The 16,966-nt window shown below is 66.6% G+C and carries 12 protein-coding genes and 1 tRNA gene; 10 read left to right on the plus strand and 3 right to left on the minus strand.

Going from position 1 to position 16,966, the window contains the following annotated elements:
• Positions 1-38: 38 nt before the first annotated feature.
• Entirely contained in the window at positions 39-1,931 is a 1,893-nt protein-coding gene (locus VVD47_RS07420) for an NPCBM/NEW2 domain-containing protein (protein WP_327602765.1), read from the minus strand.
• A 336-nt stretch (positions 1,932-2,267) separates the two neighbouring features.
• The gene (locus VVD47_RS07425) at positions 2,268-4,178 is read right to left on the minus strand and encodes an ATP-binding cassette domain-containing protein (RefSeq protein ID WP_327602766.1); all 1,911 of its coding nucleotides are present in this window, start codon (positions 4,176-4,178) and stop codon (positions 2,268-2,270) included.
• A 443-nt stretch (positions 4,179-4,621) separates the two neighbouring features.
• On the opposite strand from VVD47_RS07425, the gene VVD47_RS07430 reads away from it, so the two are divergent.
• Positions 4,622-5,161, plus strand: a complete 540-nt coding sequence (locus VVD47_RS07430; RefSeq protein ID WP_327602767.1) for a cytochrome b — start codon at positions 4,622-4,624, stop codon at positions 5,159-5,161.
• 78 nt (positions 5,162-5,239) lie between these two features.
• Here VVD47_RS07430 and VVD47_RS07435 read toward each other — a convergent pair whose 3' ends face one another.
• Positions 5,240-5,842 carry a peroxiredoxin gene (locus VVD47_RS07435; RefSeq protein ID WP_327602768.1) on the minus strand — a complete coding sequence of 201 codons (603 nt, stop codon included), beginning with the start codon at positions 5,840-5,842 and terminating at the stop codon, positions 5,240-5,242.
• Positions 5,843-6,077: 235 nt separating this feature from the next.
• On the opposite strand from VVD47_RS07435, the gene VVD47_RS07440 reads away from it, so the two are divergent.
• The 9 genes from VVD47_RS07440 to ispH all read left to right on the plus strand — a co-directional run bounded on the left by VVD47_RS07440 (position 6,078) and on the right by ispH (position 16,898).
• A complete protein-coding gene (locus VVD47_RS07440; RefSeq protein ID WP_327602769.1) occupies positions 6,078-6,464 on the plus strand; it encodes a hypothetical protein in 387 nt (128 codons plus the stop codon).
• A 101-nt stretch (positions 6,465-6,565) separates the two neighbouring features.
• Positions 6,566-7,951, plus strand: a complete 1,386-nt coding sequence (fumC, locus tag VVD47_RS07445) for a class II fumarate hydratase (protein WP_327602770.1) — start codon at positions 6,566-6,568, stop codon at positions 7,949-7,951.
• Between the two features lie 460 nt (positions 7,952-8,411).
• A complete protein-coding gene (locus VVD47_RS07450) occupies positions 8,412-10,868 on the plus strand; it encodes a CBM96 family carbohydrate-binding protein (protein ID WP_327602771.1) in 2,457 nt (818 codons plus the stop codon).
• 149 nt (positions 10,869-11,017) lie between these two features.
• Positions 11,018-11,092: transfer RNA gene (locus tag VVD47_RS07455), tRNA-Arg, on the plus strand.
• A 96-nt stretch (positions 11,093-11,188) separates the two neighbouring features.
• Positions 11,189-12,130 carry a bifunctional riboflavin kinase/FAD synthetase gene (locus VVD47_RS07460; protein WP_327602772.1) on the plus strand — a complete coding sequence of 314 codons (942 nt, stop codon included), beginning with the start codon at positions 11,189-11,191 and terminating at the stop codon, positions 12,128-12,130.
• A 49-nt stretch (positions 12,131-12,179) separates the two neighbouring features.
• Positions 12,180-14,996: an isoleucine--tRNA ligase gene (ileS, locus tag VVD47_RS07465; RefSeq protein ID WP_327602773.1), complete on the plus strand. Its 2,817-nt coding sequence runs from the start codon at positions 12,180-12,182 to the stop codon at positions 14,994-14,996.
• Positions 14,993-15,484, plus strand: a complete 492-nt coding sequence (lspA, locus tag VVD47_RS07470; RefSeq protein WP_327602774.1) for a signal peptidase II — start codon at positions 14,993-14,995, stop codon at positions 15,482-15,484. Before ileS ends, lspA begins: the two co-directional genes overlap by 4 nt.
• Positions 15,481-15,915 (plus strand): FKBP-type peptidyl-prolyl cis-trans isomerase, encoded by a 435-nt coding sequence (locus VVD47_RS07475; RefSeq protein ID WP_327602775.1) that lies wholly within the window; start codon positions 15,481-15,483, stop codon positions 15,913-15,915. Before lspA ends, VVD47_RS07475 begins: the two co-directional genes overlap by 4 nt.
• A gap of 17 nt (positions 15,916-15,932) precedes the next feature.
• Positions 15,933-16,898: a 4-hydroxy-3-methylbut-2-enyl diphosphate reductase gene (gene ispH, locus VVD47_RS07480; RefSeq protein ID WP_327602776.1), complete on the plus strand. Its 966-nt coding sequence runs from the start codon at positions 15,933-15,935 to the stop codon at positions 16,896-16,898.
• The last annotated feature ends 68 nt before the right edge of the window (positions 16,899-16,966 follow it).

Here is a 16,966-nt window from a genome sequence, read left to right on the forward strand (position 1 = left end):
TTCCGCCGCGGGATGCGGCGGCGGAACCGCCCGGAAGCTCAAGGCTCGTCGCGTGCGACGGTCGCTCCCGCCTGTGTCTCCGTTGGCGTTCCGGTCGTCGTTTCCGTCTGCGCTTCCGTTCTCGCACCCGGCTTCGCCAGCGGCTGCGTCAGGAAGCGTGGCTCCAACCAGTTGGCATGGTCGGCCGTCATGCTGTCGAGTTCGTGCGCCACCAGTTCGACACGTCCCTTGCCGCGCACGTCCACCTCCACGTTGAACAGGCGCCCCTCCTCGCCGCGGACCGGCGGGCTGCGCCACACATTGACGCCATCCACGCGCACCTCGAAGGCAATCTCACCCTGCGGCGCGCCGGCATCCACGCCGACCCGTGCCGTGAAGGTGCTGGCGGAACGCGGCACCGGAATGTCGATGGTGGACGGCGCGTGGGTGCCGAAGCCACTCGAAAAGACACGCTCCCCCACGACCAGCGGCCGGTTGCCGACGTTGGCGTTGATCCGCAAGTCCCCCCAGCTCTGGCGGTGATGACGCCCGGGCACCAGGGTCGCATCGATCCAGCCGCGCGATCCGGACAGCCGTTCGCGCTGTTCCACGGCCACGTCGGCGTGGAAGGCCAGCATGCCGACCCATGCGACGACGCAGGCGCCCAGCCACACGCCCAGATGCTGGTTGAACCAGCGCGTGCGCAGCAGGCCATCGGGATTGCTGCGCACCGCCATGCCGATGGCCAGCAGGAGCGTCATCACCGACAGCACGTAAGGCGTGTGCGGCCCGATGCCGGGTGCCATGACGAACAGCAGGTGACCGGTGATCACCACGGTGATCACGATCGCGTGCAGGACGAAGCGCGAGTAGGCCGCCGCGGCGATCAGCGCGATGACCACCGCCGGGAACATGTAGCGCTCGTGCATCGCCGGCAAGAACAGGAAGAAGCCGACGGTGCTCAGCATGGCGTTGCGCCAGTGACGCTCCGGCCGGTTGTTGATGAAGCCATCGACGGTCAGCCACAGGCACCACAGGGCGAACAGCACGAGGCCACCGTACTGCGCGGTGAACAGCTTTTCGGCGCCCTGGGCGTCCCGCGCGATGTCGAACAGGAAGCGGCTGTGGTGCACATCGTTCAGCCCCAGCAGGTACCAAAGGTTGGTGGCGTTCAGCGTCGCCACCGGATACATCGACGAAGCCTGCAGATAGGCCTGCTCCAGCATCAGGCTGAAACTGCCGGCGCGCAGGTAGGGCAGCAGCACCAGCAGCGCCACCCCTGCCGCGAGTAGCAGCCCGGCCCACAGCCGCTGGCTGCGGCGATGCGACCACACGAGCGGCAACAGCACCGGCGCGATGCAGATCGTCTGGAACTTGGTGAGCAGCGCCAGCGTGAGCATCGGCGCCACCAGCAGCAGGTAGTGGCCACGGATCAACCACAGCAGCGCCACGCCGATCCACAGCGAGAAGATGATGTCCACCTGCCCCCAGATCGGTCCGTCGATCAGGATGGCGGGGTTGAGCGCCGCCAACGCCATCAGGCCGTTCCACTCGCCATCGCTGATGTGCCGCTGCTTCATCAGCCGCGCCATGACCCCCATCAGGCCGAGATGACATAGCCATACCGGCGTATTGGCGAGGAAGCGCAGCAGGATGTCCGCCGCCGGCGCGATTTCCAGGAAGTCGTACAGGCGGCCGAGCAGCCACAGCCAGTGGATGTAGGCGGGTGGGTAGTTACCGCCGAAGTTGGCATAGCCGACCAGTTGCAGGTGGCGCGTCCAGTCCACCCAGTACTGGATGTCGGAGCCATAGCCGTTGCCGCCGGCCAGGAAGAGATTGAGGATGGTTGCCGCGAACAGCCAGAACCCCAGCGGACGGCGTGCCGGCAACGTGCGATCGGCGGCCCCCTGCCCCAGCCCGAGCGGGCTGGCCAGCTTCATGTTGTCGTACATCTTGTCTCCGTAGCACTGCTTTTTTTGTGTTGTGCTGCGCGGGCCCAAGGCCCGCCTGCCGCCGCGGATAGTGCAGCAGCTATGCCGGGTGCAAGTGCAGCAAGCACCGCTACCGGGCGCCGCACTGCATTGCCAGACAAAGTTGTTCGCTACGGGACAAATACACCGGTCGGACCAGGAATGCAGCGGCCGGCAGCGGGAGGCAGGAGAACGTTTTTCCGCCTGGCCGGTGACGAAGCCAGCCGGACGGCATGTGCACCGGGCGCGTCAGGCACAAGAAAAAGCCCCGCATCTGCGGGGCTTTTCGTGGGGTGATGCAGGCGTATGCGGAGCGGGTCAGCCCGCCGCCTTCTTCTCCAGCAGCTCCCAGCGTTCGAGCAGGTTCAGCAACTCTTCATCGATGGCTTCCAGCCGCGCATTCATGGTCACGACTTCGCTGCCGCGGTTCTTGTAGACGTCCGGATCGGCGAGTTGCTGCTGCAGGGTGGCCTGTTCTGCCTCCAGCGCGGCGATCTTGCCAGGCAGTGCTTCCAGCTCGCGCTTCTCGTTGAAGCCGAGCTTCACCGTGCGGCCGGCGGGCGCCTTCGCGTCCGCGCGCGCGTTTTCCGGCTTGTCTTCCCGTCTGTCCTCGCGCGCCGCCGGCCTGTCACCGGCCGCCGGGCGCTGGCGCAGCCAGTCGCTGTAGCCGCCGGCGTATTCCTTCCACTGGCCGTCGCCTTCGGAGGCGATGGTCTGCGTCACCACGTTGTCGAGGAAGGTCCGGTCGTGGCTGACCAGGAAGACGGTGCCGTCGTAGTCCTGCAGCAGCGACTCCAGCAGCTCCAGGGTTTCCACGTCGAGGTCGTTGGTCGGCTCGTCCAGCACCAGGATGTTGGCCGGTCGCGCGAACAGGCGCGCCAGCAGCAGGCGGTTGCGCTCACCGCCGGACAACGACTTCACCGGCGAGCGCGCCCGCTGCGGCGCGAACAGGAAGTCGCCGAGGTAGCCCACCACGTGCTTCTTCGTGCCGCCGATCTCCACGTAGTCCGAGCCGGGGGAGATGACGTCGGCAATCATGGCCTCCGGGTCCAGCACGCTGCGGAACTGGTCGAAATAGGCGATCTGCTGCTTCGTACCACGGCGGATGCTGCCGGCATCCGGCTCCAGCTCGCCGAGGATCAGCTTCAGCAGCGTCGTCTTGCCGGCGCCGTTGGGGCCGATGAAACCGATGCGGTCGCCACGGATCAGGCGGGCGGAGAAATCACGCACCACCCAGCGGTCGCCGAAACGCTTGCCGACATCCGTCAGCTCCGCGATGAGCTGGCCGCTCTGATCGCCACGCTCCACCTGGAAGCCCACTTCGCCGACGCGATCGCGCCGTGCCGCGCGTTGCAGGCGCAGGGACTCCAGGCGGCGCACGCGTCCCTCGTTGCGGGTGCGGCGGGCTTCCACGCCCTTGCGGATCCACACTTCTTCCTGCGCGAGGAATTTGTCGAACTCGGCATTGGTCTTCGCCTCCATCGCCAGCATGTCCGCCTTGCGCTGCTGGTAGGCGGTGAAGCTGCCGGGAAAACTGGACAGCAGGCCACGGTCCAGCTCGACGATGCGCGTCGCCACGGCGTCCATGAACGCGCGGTCGTGGGTGATGACCACCACCGCACCGGCATGCGCGCGGATCAGTTCTTCCAGCCAGGCGATGGCGTCGATGTCGAGGTGGTTGGTCGGCTCGTCGAGCAGCAGCAGGTCCGGCTCGCCGGCCAGCGCCCGCGCCAGCGCCACGCGCTTGACGCCGCCGCCGGACAGGCTGGCGACCTGCGCGCTGCCGTCCAGGCGCAGGCGCGCGATGACCTGCTCCACCTTGTGATGCAAGGTCCAGCCGTCGCCGGCTTCCAGTTGATGCTGCAGTTCCGCCATGCGCACGAGGGCGGCTTCGTCGCCGTTCGCCACCGCGTGCGCGCAGGCGTGGTACTCGGCAATCAGTCGCGCTGCACCGCCGACGCCGTCGGCCACGGTGGAGAAGACATCGCGGTCCAGCGGGAAGTCCGGCTCCTGCGCCACGTAGGCAGCCTTGAGGCCGGGCTGGCGCCAGATGCTGCCGTCGTCCAGTTTCGCCGTGCCCGCCAGCGCGCGCATCAGCGAGCTCTTGCCCGCACCGTTACGGCCGATCAGGGCGATCTTCTCGCGCGCTTCCACCACCAGATCGACATGGTCCAGCAGGGCCGCGTCCCCGAAGGCGAGGCAGGCTTTATCGACAGTCAGCAGAGGCATGGCAGGAAGACGGAGAAGAAGGAAGGAGTCGCGGGGGACGCAGCGGGCAAAGTGGCCGGGCGGAGACGTCGGTTGGTGACGCCGGCTCGTGACGCTGGCTCGTGACGAACGGGCCGCGCGATCAGGGGCTGGATTCTACCGCGCCGCCGCACCACGCTCCCGCGCATGCGCGGCGACATGGCCAAACCGAGACGCCACCACGGCGGATGTTCATGCGTGCCGGTTTATTTCCTTCATGCCGGGCGCGCCCGCCAGGTCGCCGGCCATTGCGCGCAATGGCGCACTGGATGGTCGATTGCGGGCGAATGACACCCCGCGCCACGCCTCCGCCGCGCGATGCGGACGTCCCGGGGAATTTTGCGATGCAGCAAATGCGCGCCGCGCAGGGCCTCCGATGATCTCCTCACCCCGCTCTTCCCTTACGAGAAAAAGGAGATCCTGCAGTGACTTTCGTCCGCCATCACCCGGCCATCCGCGTCGTCCACTGGCTGGTCGCCGGGATGATCATCGCGGCACTCGCGATGAGCACGCTCATCATGTCGCACATCCCGAACACCGACCCCGCCAAGGCCTCGGCGCTGTTGCGCCACATGAGCGTCGGCGCGCTGATCTTCATGTTCAGCCTTCTGCGCCTGTATATCCGTCGCAATGTCCGCCGCCCGCCCGCACTGTCCTCCGGCATGGCCTGGGCCGATCGCATCGCGCGCGTCGCCCACCGGCTGCTGGACCTGCTGGTGTTCGTCATGATCGGCAGCGGTATCGGCATGGCGGTGGTGGCCGACCTGCCCGCCGTGCTGCAGGGTCACGGCAACCTGGCCGTGCTGGACCAGCTAGCGCTGCGCACGGTGCACGTGTGTGCGGCGTGGCTGCTCATCGGCGTGCTGGCGCTGCACGCCTGCGGTGCGCTGTATCACCAGTTCGTGCTGAAGGACGGCCTGCTGTCGCGCATGTGGTTCGCCTTCGACCGCGAGCCGCGCGACTGAGGCCACTCAGGCCTCTGAGGCGACTAAGTCGTCACGCCGCGCACCGCCCGGATGCGAAGGGCGGGTGCGCGGCGAGGCTCACTTCTTGGCCAGCGCGTCCAGGTCCTGCAGCACCTGCTGGGCGTGGGTGTCGGGGTCGACCGAGGTGTAGGCCTTGCGCAACATGCCCTGCGGGTCGATGAGGAAGGTCTGGCGCTTGGCGAACTTCACGACCTTCCAGTCCGACAATGCGCCGTAGCGCTGCGCCACCGTGCCTTCCACGTCGGCCAGCAGCGGGAAGGGCAATTGATACTTGGCGATGAAGGCCTGGTGCGAGGCGGTGTCGTCGACGCTCACCCCGATCACCTCCGCGCCACGCGACTGGATCATCGCGTGACCATCGCGGAAGTTGCAGGCCTCCGTCGTGCAGCCGGGCGTGTCGTTTTTCGGATAGAAGTACAGCACCAGCCACTTGCCACGGAAGTCGTTGAGGCTGCGCGTGGCGCCGTTCTGATCCTTCAGGCTGAACGCGGGCGCCGGTGCGTTGACGGGTGGCGTCGCCGCCGGTGCCGCCAGCGGCAGCAAGGCCACCAGGGCTGCACCCAGGCGTGACAACAGGCTGCGCGCCGGGCGCGTCTGCGCTGCCGTCGCGGGCGCGGCCTCCTCGTGCGACGCCGCCTTGCGCGATTCGTGTGACTGCATGACGCTCTCCTCGTTGTAGCTGTGGCTCCGGGGACGCCCCGGCCTGCACTCGTTCCACGCCTGTCGTACCTGAGACCCGCCCGGTTACGGAACGATCCCGCCTCCCGCACGTAGCTGCCTCCCGCGTGCCACGGCTGCCCAGGCATTCCGGCCAGCATCAGAACAGTCCTGACGGGCCTTGCCAAGCGACCCGATACAATTGACAATAATTCTCATTTGCAAAACAGGGCCTGGTATGCGCCACTACTTTTGCCGGCTGACTCCCGTGGAGAAATGGCGCTGGATCGGCATGCGCTTGCGCCTGGCGCTGTACGCCAACGAGCCGCGGCTGCTGGACGAATACCTCGCGATCGGCGAATGGCTGGAGTGCAACGGCTTCCATTCGCGCTGGCAGGTGGCACTGGAAGCCTGCCGCCTGCTCCTCGCCACGGCCGCCGACCCGGCCCTGCCGATGCACTGGCGGGCGCTGTGCCTGGACCGCATCCACGAACCGATGGATCAGTTGGCCAGCCTCGCCCCCGGCTGCGCCGATCACGAACTGGCCGATCGCCAGCTGGCCGGACTACGCTGGAAGCTGGCGCACCTGGACATGAGCACCACCGACGACAGCCTGCGCGACTGACATCCGGGGGTGTATTCCACTCCCTGGATCGCCGCGCCAACACCTCCCACCGCCGCCTGCATGACGGGCGCCACTCCTCCGACAAACACTCCGAGAACCCCATGAGCACACGTTCCGAACGCGACACCTTTGGCCCCATCGACGTCCCCGCCGAGCGCCTGTGGGGCGCGCAGACCCAACGCTCCCTGCAGAACTTCGACATCTCCGGCGAACAGCAGCCGCGCGAGATCATCCGCGCGCTGGCGCAGGTCAAGCGTGCGTCCGCCAAGGTCAATCACGCGCTGGGCCTGCAGGAAGCGAAGAAGACGGACGCCATCATCGCCGCTGCCGACGAAGTGATCGCCGGCAAGCACGCCGGCGAGTTCCCGCTGGTGGTGTGGCAGACCGGTTCCGGTACGCAGAGCAACATGAACGTCAACGAAGTGCTGGCCAACCGCGCCAGCGAGTTGCTGGGTGGGGAGCGTGGCGAGGGCCGCCTGGTGCACCCGAACGACGACGTCAATCGCAGCCAGTCCAGCAACGACGTATTCCCGACCGCGATGCACGTCGCGGCGGTCGAGGCGCTGACCCACAAGCTGCTGCCCGCCATCGCGAAGCTGCGTGCCACGCTGGAGCAGAAGTCGCGCGACTTCGACGACATCGTGAAGATCGGCCGCACCCACCTGCAGGACGCCACGCCGCTGACCCTGGGCCAGGAGATCTCCGGCTGGGTCGCGCAACTCGCGCAGGGCGAACGCCATGTGCGCGCCGCGCTGCCACACCTGTGCGAACTGGCGCTGGGTGGCACCGCCGTCGGCACCGGGCTGAACGCGCCCAAGGGCTATGCGGAACAGGTGGCCGCCGAACTGGCACAACTCACCGGCCTGCCCTTCGTCACCGCGCCCAACAAGTTCGAGGTGATGGCCGCCTGCGACGCCTTCGTGCATGCGCACGGCGCGCTGAAGACACTGGCCGCCAGCATGATGAAGATCGCCAACGACGTGCGCTGGCTGGCCAGTGGCCCGCGTAGCGGTATCGGCGAGATCAGTATTCCGGAGAACGAGCCGGGCTCGTCCATCATGCCCGGCAAGGTGAACCCGACGCAGAGCGAGGCCGTCACCATGCTCGCCGCCCAGGTCTTCGGCAATGACGTGGCGATCAACTTCGGCGGCGCTTCCGGCAACTTCGAGCTGAACGTGTTCCGCCCGATGGTGGCGCACAACTTCCTGCAGAGTGTGCGCCTGCTGGCCGACGGCATGGTGAGCTTCAACGACCACTGCGCGGTGGGCATCGAACCGAACCGCGCGCGCATCGAGGAACTGGTGGCCCGTTCGCTGATGCTGGTGACCGCGCTCAACACCCACATCGGCTACGACAAGGCCGCCTACATCGCCAAGAAGGCGCACAAGGAAGGCAGCAGCCTGCGCGAGGCCGCCGTCGCGTCCGGCCATGTCAGTGGCGAGGACTTCGACCGCTGGGTGATACCCGGCAACATGGTCGGCCGCTGAAACCGCGCAGCGCCGCAGGGCGCTGATGCAGCAGATCGTCAGGCCGTCATGCGCTCGCGCATGACGGCCTGATTGCTTTTACGCCCCACCGCCTCATCCGTCGTGACGCAGCACGGCGTCTCCCAGTCGCCCCTCCCCCGCCCCCGCCCGCAGCCCTCGCTTTTTCTCGCACGCCTTCGCGCCCCGCCTTGGCGGCCTGACTGAACCGTCGCCCACAAGTTACACGATTACTTTTTATCGCAACGATACAAGCAGTTACCCGGAAAACAGGGTGGCGACCAGGAAACAAGGCACTCAGCGTTTTCATGGATAACCCCAGATTGACAGGCCCGGGGCATGAGCCGACCATGAAAAGGTAATCGTTTTCCTTTGTCGCAAACTAAAACGATTACGGAGGAAGACAAAGACGGCGCGGGCCATGACCTACGCCGACAAGACACGAAAACCAAAGGAGTCTCCAGTGAGAATCAAACCGAACCGGTGCCGCCTGTCATGGGCCGGCACCCTGCTGGCCTGCGCGGCCATCGCAACGAGCGGCGCCCATGCCGGCGTCCATAGCACCCTCCCCGACTGGTCCAAGGCCGGCTACAAGGGCGGCCAGGCGCTGCCCACCGGCGGCACCGTCATCAACATGACCAGCCGTGGCGTCACCGCTGGCGACGGCGTGGATGACAGCAATGCCATCCAGGCCACCATCGACGCCATCCGCAACGGCACGCTCACGGTCAATGGCGCGCCGGTCAGCGACAGCAACCGCGCCGTGCTGCTGTTCCCGGCCGGCCAGATCGACATCAACAAGCAGATCCGCGTCGACGCCAGTTTCATCACCCTGCGTGGCGCAGGCAACTCTGCCACCAGCGGTACGCGCTTCGTGTTCAAGCCGGCGGCGACCTACACCAACGACGATGGCCTGCCGGTCATCGACGGCAAGCTGTGGCCGGGCTACGCCGCCTTCCGCGTCGAGGACCGCACCAAACACAGCGGCGACACCACTTACGACGGCAGCATCAACTTCCACTGGCTGGCCGGCGAACGCGTCGCCTCCGGTGGTGGTGGCGTGAAGGGTGGCAGCACCGTCACCGTCGCGTCCGGCAAGGGCGCCAGCTTCGCAGTGGGCGACACGGTGTACGTGGGCGCCGCCAACACGGTGGCCTTCTACGACCAGATGCAGGCGCCGCAGCAGTACCGCTACAACGCCCACATGCGCACCCAGATGTTCAAGGTGACGGCGAAGAGTGGCGACGTGCTGAGCCTGGACCGCCCGCTGGAATTCGACGTGCCCTTCAACAGCACCGGCCTGCCGACCGATCCGGGCGGCAGTTCCAACAGCACCTACTACAGCAAGGTCATGAAGGTGACCGCGGTGCGCGGCGTGGGCTTCGAGGACTTCTACTTCACGCAGGACCTCTCGTACACGCCGTACGCCAGCAGCGTGAACGCCAACGACTACGACGCCACCACCAACCCCGGCGGCGTCGGCCTGAAGTACAAGAACATGGCGCCGGAGTACGCACTGCACGGCATCCTGTTCAAGTGGGCGCAGGACGGCTGGGTGAAGGGCGTGCGCACCTACATGACCGGCTCGCACCCGATCGTCACCGAGTTCGCACGCAACATGGAGTTCCGCAACAACGTGATCTTCGGCGCCTGGAACAAGGGCAAGGGCGGCCACGGCTACTTCCGCGGCTCCAAGCTCTATGACAGCAAGATCATCGGCAACACCATCGACCGCGTGCGCCACCTGACGCTGCAGTGGTCCGCCACCGGCAACATCGTGCAGGGCAACTCCCTGTCGGCGGACATCAACCTGCACGGCGGCTGGGAGCGCCGCAACCTCATCGAGGGCAACACCGTCGCCATCCCCTTCGAGCACAGCAGCTGGGGTGAGGGCGAAGGCGGCCAGGACGTGCTGGAAGGCACCTGGTTCCCGCTGTGGTGGGGCGCCGGCCCGCATGCCTCCAAGTGGTCCGGCGGCACCGGCGAGCAGAACGTGGTGTTCAACAACACGCTGTCCAAGCAGAAGACCAAGGGCGGCGCCTACATGCCCTACATGCAGTACAACGCCACCGGCACCATCTACCAGATGGGCTGGGACGGCACGGCCTGGGCCCACCTGCAGAAGCCGACCGGGACATTCATCCAGTCCTGGGGCAGCAACGAAGAGGTGTACTTCAACCTGTCGCCGAACAAGGGCGTCTACACCTGCCTGAGCTACGCCGGTGCCTCGCTGCTGGACAACGGCACGGCGACGAATACCTGCGGCGGCTCGTCGAGCAGTTCGTCGTCCTCTTCGAGCTCTTCCAGCTCCGGAGGCTCGTCGTCGAGCAGCTCTTCCAGCAGTTCGTCCTCTTCGTCGTCGAGTTCCTCCAGCTCATCGAGCTCCAGCAGCAGCTCGTCGTCCTCTTCCTCTTCCTCTTCCTCTTCGTCCTCCTCCTCCAGCTCCTCGGGCGGCGGCACGGTGACGCTGAACCCCAGCGAGGACAGCTACGTGCATGAGAGCAACGCCAGCAGCAACTACGGCAGCGCCACCAGCCTGTTCCTGAAGAACGACAGCGGCGCCACCCGCGTGGCCTACCTGAAGTTCAACCTGGCAAGCGTCGGCTCCGTCACCAGCGCGAAGCTGCGCATCTACGGCAGCGCCAGCGCCAGCAGCACCCTGGTCGCGTCGCAGACGACCGATGGCTGGACCGAGGCCGGTCTCACCTGGAGCAACCGTCCCACGGCCGGCAGCAGCGTCGGCAGCGTGGCGATCACCGCCACGGCGGCCTACTACGAGATCGACGTCACCGCCTACGTGCAGGCGCAGGCGGCGGGTGACGACCTCGCTTCCTTCGTCCTGACGGAAACGGCCGGCAAATACACGACGCTCAACAGCCGCGAGAACGGCAGCAACAAGCCGCAACTCATCATCAACTAAGCCTCGCGCTCGCCCTGAAGCCCCCGCCGGATCGCTCCGGCGGGGGCTTTCTCATGCGGGCCAGCGTCCCGCCGCGCCTGCTACAATCCGCCCCGCCTCATCGGCCCGCCTCATCGGCCGGCTTTACCGTCCCGATTCCAGTCCGGACTCTCGCCGTAGTTCAATGGATAGAACGGCCGCCTCCTAAGCGGCAGATACAGGTTCGATTCCTGTCGGCGGGACCAGCCCCGGCCTCTCCTCCTGCCTGATACCGACGCCCATGTCCGGGCTGACGGGAGGCGCCCCCCAAGCTATAATTCCGCCTTTTTCCTCAGGCAGTTATGCGGGTCTTTCGCGGCATTCCCAAGCTTGGCGCACAGCCTTGCGTGCTGACCATCGGCAACTTCGACGGTGTGCACCTTGGCCACAAGGCATTGCTCCAGCGCCTGCGCGAACGCGCACGCTCACTGGGCCTGCCTGCCGCCGTGCTCACCTTCGAGCCGCTGCCGCGCGAATTCTTCGCGCCGGCCTCCGCCCCGCCCCGCCTCGCCGGCATCCGCCGCAAGCTGGCCCTGCTGCAGGAAGCCGGCATCGACGACGTGTACGTGCAGCGCTTCGACGCGCGCTTCGCCGCACTGGACGCGCAGCAGTTCATCGACCAGATCCTGGTGCGTGGCCTGCACACCCGCTACCTGATGATCGGCGACGACTTCTGCTTCGGCCGCGGCCGCAGCGGCAACTTCGCGACCCTGCAGGAAGCCGGTGCGTTGCGCGGCTTCCAGGTGGAAGCGATGCACACGCTGGAAGTGCAAGGCGAGCGCGCCTCCAGTTCCGCTGTGCGCGAGGCCTTGCAGAAAGGCGAGATCGAGCACGCTACGCGCCTGCTCGGCGAGCCCTTCGCGCTGGAAGGCCGTGTCATGCACGGCGACAAGATCGGCCGCACCCTGGGCTTTCCGACCGCCAACATCCAGTTGCGCCAGCCCTCGCTGCCGCTGTCCGGCATCTTCGCGGTGACGGTGGACGGTGGCCCGCTGCAGGACGCCATCGGCGCGGCGAGCGTGGGCGTGCGCCCCACCATCGGCGACAAGCTGGCCCTGCGCCTGGAAGTGTTCGTCATGGATTTCGAAGGCGACCTGTACCACCAGCGCCTGAAGCTCAGCTTCCACCACAAGATCCGCGACGAGGCCAAGTACGACGGCCTCGACGAACTGAAGGCCGCGATCCGTCGTGACTGCGACGAAGTGCGCGCCTTCTTCGCCGCACAGTCATCCCTCACGCGCTGAGCGTCAGCGCGCCACACGCAATTACAGCTTCCGAGTACAGACCGAGAAAATGGCCGAATACAGACAGACCCTGAACATGCCCGATACCGCGTTCCCGATGCGCGGTGACCTGCCCAAGCGCGAGCCGGGCTGGGTGCAGCAATGGCAGCAGAAGAAACTGTACGAGAAGATCCGCGCCGCGGCCAAAGGCCGCCCGAAGTTCATCCTGCACGACGGCCCGCCGTATGCAAACGGCAACATCCACATCGGCCACGCGCTGAACAAGATCCTCAAGGACATCATCGTCCGCTCCAAGACGCTGTCCGGCTTCGACGCGCCCTACGTGCCGGGCTGGGACTGCCACGGCCTGCCGATCGAACACAAGATCGAAGTCACCCACGGCAAGAACCTGCCCGCCGACAAGGCGCGCGAGCTGTGCCGTACCTATGCCACCGAGCAGATCGAAGGCCAGCGCAAGGACTTCATCCGCCTGGGCGTACTGGGCGACTGGCAGAACCCGTACCGCACCATGGACTACGCCAACGAGGCCGGCACGATCCGCGCACTGGCCGAGATGGTGAAGCGCGGCTACGTGTTCAAGGGCCTGAAGCCGGTGAACTGGTGCTTCGACTGCGGCTCGGCGCTGGCCGAGGCCGAGGTCGAGTACGAGGACAAGAAGTCCGACGCCATCGACGTCGCTTTCCTCTGCGCCCAGCCGGCGCAGCTCGCCACAGCCTTCCGCCTGGACAGCCTGCCGAAGCCCGCCTACGTCGTCATCTGGACGACGACGCCCTGGACCATCCCCGCCAACCAGGCGCTGAACATCCATCCGGAGTTCGACTACGCGCTGGTCGACGTGGGCGACAAGCTGCTGCTGCTCGCCGCCGAGCTGGTGGAAAGCTGCCTGAAGCGCTACGACCTGCAAGGCACGATCATCGGCACCGCCAAGGGCGCGCGCCTGGCCAGCATCGAGTTCAGGCACCCGTTCTACGAGCGCGTGTCACCGGTGTATCTGGCCGAGTACGTCGGCGTGGACGCCGGCACCGGCATCGTTCACTGCGCGCCCGCCTATGGCGTGGACGACTTCAACGTGTGGCGCGCCAACGGCCGCAGCTTCGACGACATCCTGAACCCGGTGCGCGGCAACGGCGTGTATGTCGACGGGCTGGAGTTCTTCGGCAACCAGTTCATCTGGAAGGCCAACCCGAACATCGTCGACAAGCTGCGCGAGGTGGGTGCCCTGCTGAAGCACGAGACCATCACGCACAGCTACATGCACTGCTGGCGCCACAAGACGCCGGTGATCTACCGCGCCACCGCGCAGTGGTTCGTCGGCATGGACATCACGCCCAACGGACAAGCGAGCCTGCGCGAGATGGCGCTGAAGGCCGTGCAGGACACCGCCTTCTTCCCCGCCTGGGGCCAGGCTCGCCTGCACGCGATGATCGCCAACCGCCCGGACTGGTGCATCTCACGCCAGCGCAACTGGGGCGTGCCGATCCCCTTCTTCCTGCACAAGCAGACCGGTGAGTGGCATCCGCGCACCGTCGAGCTGATGGAGGAAGTCGCAAAGCGCGTCGAGGCTGGCGGCATCAACGCCTGGTTCGACCTGCAGGCGGCCGATCTGCTCGGCAAGGAAGCCGCGGACTACGACAAGATCAGCGACACGCTGGACGTGTGGTTCGATTCCGGCACCACGCATTTCCATGTCATGCGCGGTTCGCATAAGGATTCGCACGCCTACCCGGCAGACCTGTACCTCGAAGGCTCCGACCAGCACCGCGGCTGGTTCCACAGCTCGCTGCTGACCGGCTGCGTCATCGACGGTCGCGCGCCGTACAAGGGCTTGCTGACCCACGGCTTCGTCGTCGACGGCCAGGGCCGCAAGATGAGCAAGTCGCTGGGCAACACCGTCGTGCCGCAGGAAGTGTCGGACAAGCTCGGCGCCGAGATCCTGCGCCTGTGGGCCGCCAGTACCGACTACTCCGGCGAGGTGTCGATCAGCAAGGAGATCCTCGACCGCGTGGTGGAAGGCTATCGCCGCATCCGCAACACGCTGCGCTTCCTGCTCGCCAACACCTCGGACTTCGACTTTGCGAAGGACCGCATCGCGCCGGGAGAATGCTTCGACGTCGACCGCTACGCCTTGTGGCTCACCGCCAGGCTCAACGAGAGCTGCCAGCAGGACTACCAGACCTACGAATTCCACAAGGTCGTGCAGCGCCTGCAGGTGTTCTGCTCGGAAGACCTCGGCGCCTTCTACCTGGACATCCTGAAGGACCGCCTCTACACCACCGCGCCGAAGTCCGTGGCGCGTCGTTCCGCGCAGACCGCGCTGTACTACATCACGCACACCCTGGTGCGCCTGATGGCTCCGGTGCTGTCCTTCACGTCGGAAGAAGCCTGGCAGGTCATGCACCCCGGCCGCGAGGACGACAGCGTGCTGCTGCACACCTGGTTCGAGCCGGCCGCGGCACTGGCGGCCGTCACCATCGGGCACACGACGAGCGACTACACGGCGGACGCCGAGCGCTGGGAGATCATCCGCGGCGTGCGTGCCGAGGTGGTGAAGCAGATCGAGGCCGTGCGCACCGAAGGCAAGGTCGGTTCCTCGCTGCAGGCGGAAGTCAGCCTCAAGGCCGGCACCGCGAAGTACCGCGCGCTGGCCTCGCTGGGCGACGACCTGCGCTTCGTGTTCATCACCTCGCAGGCGAAGGTCACGGAAGCCGCGGAGGACGCCATCACCGTCACGCCGAGCACCCAGGTGAAGTGCGCGCGCTGCTGGCATTACCGCGCCGACGTCGGCCGCAACCCGGCCCACCCGGAACTGTGCGGCCGCTGCGATGACAACCTGCACGGCGCCGGCGAGGCGCGGAGCCACGCATGACGAAGCGATTCGCCCTCTGGCTGCTGCTCGCCGCCGTCGTGGCGGGGCTGGACCAGCTCACCAAGCAGGTGGTGCTGGCCAACTTCGCCCACGGTGAAGTGCGCCCGGTGACCAGCTTCTTCGATCTGGTGCTGGTGTACAACCCGGGTGCGGCGTTCAGCTTCCTGGCGGATCACTCCGGCTGGCAGCGCTGGTTCTTCCTCGGCCTGGCGGTGATCATCTGCTCCTGGCTGCTGGTGCTGGTGAAGCGTCACCAGGCCGAAGTGCTGCAACCGCTGGCCTTCAGCCTGATCATCGGCGGCGCCATCGGCAACGTCATCGACCGCCTGCTGCATGGCGCGGTGGTCGACTTCCTGTTCTTCCATGCCGGCCGCTACGGCTGGCCGGCCTTCAACCTGGCGGACTCGGCGATCGTCCTCGGCGTCGGCCTGATGATCCTCGCGCAATGGCGCGAATCCCGCAGCCAAAACAAGGAAGCGCAAGCATGAGCGGCACCATCCAGACCGGCAGCCTGGTCACCCTGCACTTCCGCGTGATGCACCCGGTGACCGGCGTGAGCCTGCTGTCCACCTTCGAATCCACGCCCGCCACCATGCAGGTCAGCGCAGGCGAGCTGATGCCCGCGCTGGAGGCACGCCTGCTGGGCCTCGGCCCGGGTGCGCGCGAGGTGTTCGATTTCGCGGAAGGGGAAGCCTTCGGCCCCTACAATCCGCAGCTGGTCGAACGCGTGAAGCGCAGCGACATCCCGGACACGCTCCATCTCGAAAAAGACACGGTGCTGAGCTTTCCCGCACCGGACGGCACCAGCTATCCCGGCCTGGTGCGCGAACTGAACGACCATGACGCCCTGATCGACTTCAACCATCCCCTCGCCGGCAAGCCGGTGAAGATGGAAGTGTCGATCATCGGGGTGATCTGAAGACCCGGACGAACGACATGAGCGAATCCATCCAGAAGCAGGACGGCACGGACGCCGAAGTCCTTCTCGCCAACCCGCGCGGTTTCTGCGCCGGCGTCGAGCGCGCCATCGGCATCGTGGAGCGTGCGCTGGAAATCCACGGTGCGCCGATCTACGTGCGGCACGAAGTCGTGCACAACAAGTTCGTCGTGGAGGACCTGCGCAACAAGGGCGCCATCTTCATCGAGGAACTGGACGACGTGCCGTCGGGCAGCACCCTGATCTTCTCCGCCCACGGCGTGCCGCAGAGCGTACGCCGCGACGCCGAAGCCCGCGGCCTGCAGGTGTTCGACGCCACCTGCCCGCTGGTCACCAAGGTGCACGTCGAGGTCGCCAAGATGCGCGGCCAGGGCCGCGAGATCATCATGATCGGCCACAAGGGTCACCCGGAAGCCGAGGGCACCATGGGCCAGTCGGAAGGCGGCATGTACCTGGTGGAGACGGTGGACGACGTCGCCGCCCTGCAGGTAACCGACCCCGAACTGCTTGCCTACGTCACCCAGACCACGCTGTCGGTCGATGACGCGCAGGTCGTCGTCGACGCGCTGCGCAAGCGCTTCCCCAACATCGTCGGTCCGAAGAAGGACGACATCTGCTACGCCACCCAGAACCGCCAGGACGCGGTGAAGTTCATGGCACCGCAGGTGGATGCCGTGATCGTGGTCGGCTCGAAGAACAGCTCCAACTCCAACCGCCTGCGCGAAGTCGCCGCCGCCCGCAACGTGCCCGCCTGGCTGGTCGACAATGCCGACGGCATCGACCCCGCCTGGCTCGAAGGCAAGCGACGCATCGGCGTGACCGCCGGTGCGTCGGCCCCCGAGGTACTGGTGGCCGACGTGGTGGCCCGCGTGAAGTCGCTGACCAGCGCCAGTGTGCGCACGCTGGAGGGCGTCACCGAGAACGTCGTATTCCCGCTGCCGAAAGCGCTCCAGACGACAGCCTGAAAATCCGGCCGGCGTAGCTATGCTTCACAGGCTGCGCCGGCTTTTTTTGTATTCACAACATTACATTT

This window comes from Uliginosibacterium sp. H1 (genome assembly GCF_036017065.1).
GTDB lineage: Bacteria > Pseudomonadota > Gammaproteobacteria > Burkholderiales > Rhodocyclaceae > Uliginosibacterium.

Excerpts from the sequence above, each read along its gene's own strand:
- ileS (WP_327602773.1), top strand. The coding sequence starts at position 12,180 with ATGGCCGAATACAGACAGACCCTGAACATGCCCGATACCGCGTTCCCG.
- VVD47_RS07435 (WP_327602768.1), bottom strand. The coding sequence starts at position 5,842 with ATGCAGTCACACGAATCGCGCAAGGCGGCGTCGCACGAGGAGGCCGCG.
- VVD47_RS07425 (WP_327602766.1), bottom strand. The coding sequence starts at position 4,178 with ATGCCTCTGCTGACTGTCGATAAAGCCTGCCTCGCCTTCGGGGACGCG.
- ispH (WP_327602776.1), top strand. The coding sequence starts at position 15,933 with ATGAGCGAATCCATCCAGAAGCAGGACGGCACGGACGCCGAAGTCCTT.
- VVD47_RS07440 (WP_327602769.1), top strand. The coding sequence starts at position 6,078 with ATGCGCCACTACTTTTGCCGGCTGACTCCCGTGGAGAAATGGCGCTGG.
- VVD47_RS07460 (WP_327602772.1), top strand. The coding sequence starts at position 11,189 with ATGCGGGTCTTTCGCGGCATTCCCAAGCTTGGCGCACAGCCTTGCGTG.
- VVD47_RS07420 (WP_327602765.1), bottom strand. The coding sequence starts at position 1,931 with ATGTACGACAACATGAAGCTGGCCAGCCCGCTCGGGCTGGGGCAGGGG.
- fumC (WP_327602770.1), top strand. The coding sequence starts at position 6,566 with ATGAGCACACGTTCCGAACGCGACACCTTTGGCCCCATCGACGTCCCC.
- lspA (WP_327602774.1), top strand. The coding sequence starts at position 14,993 with ATGACGAAGCGATTCGCCCTCTGGCTGCTGCTCGCCGCCGTCGTGGCG.
- VVD47_RS07475 (WP_327602775.1), top strand. The coding sequence starts at position 15,481 with ATGAGCGGCACCATCCAGACCGGCAGCCTGGTCACCCTGCACTTCCGC.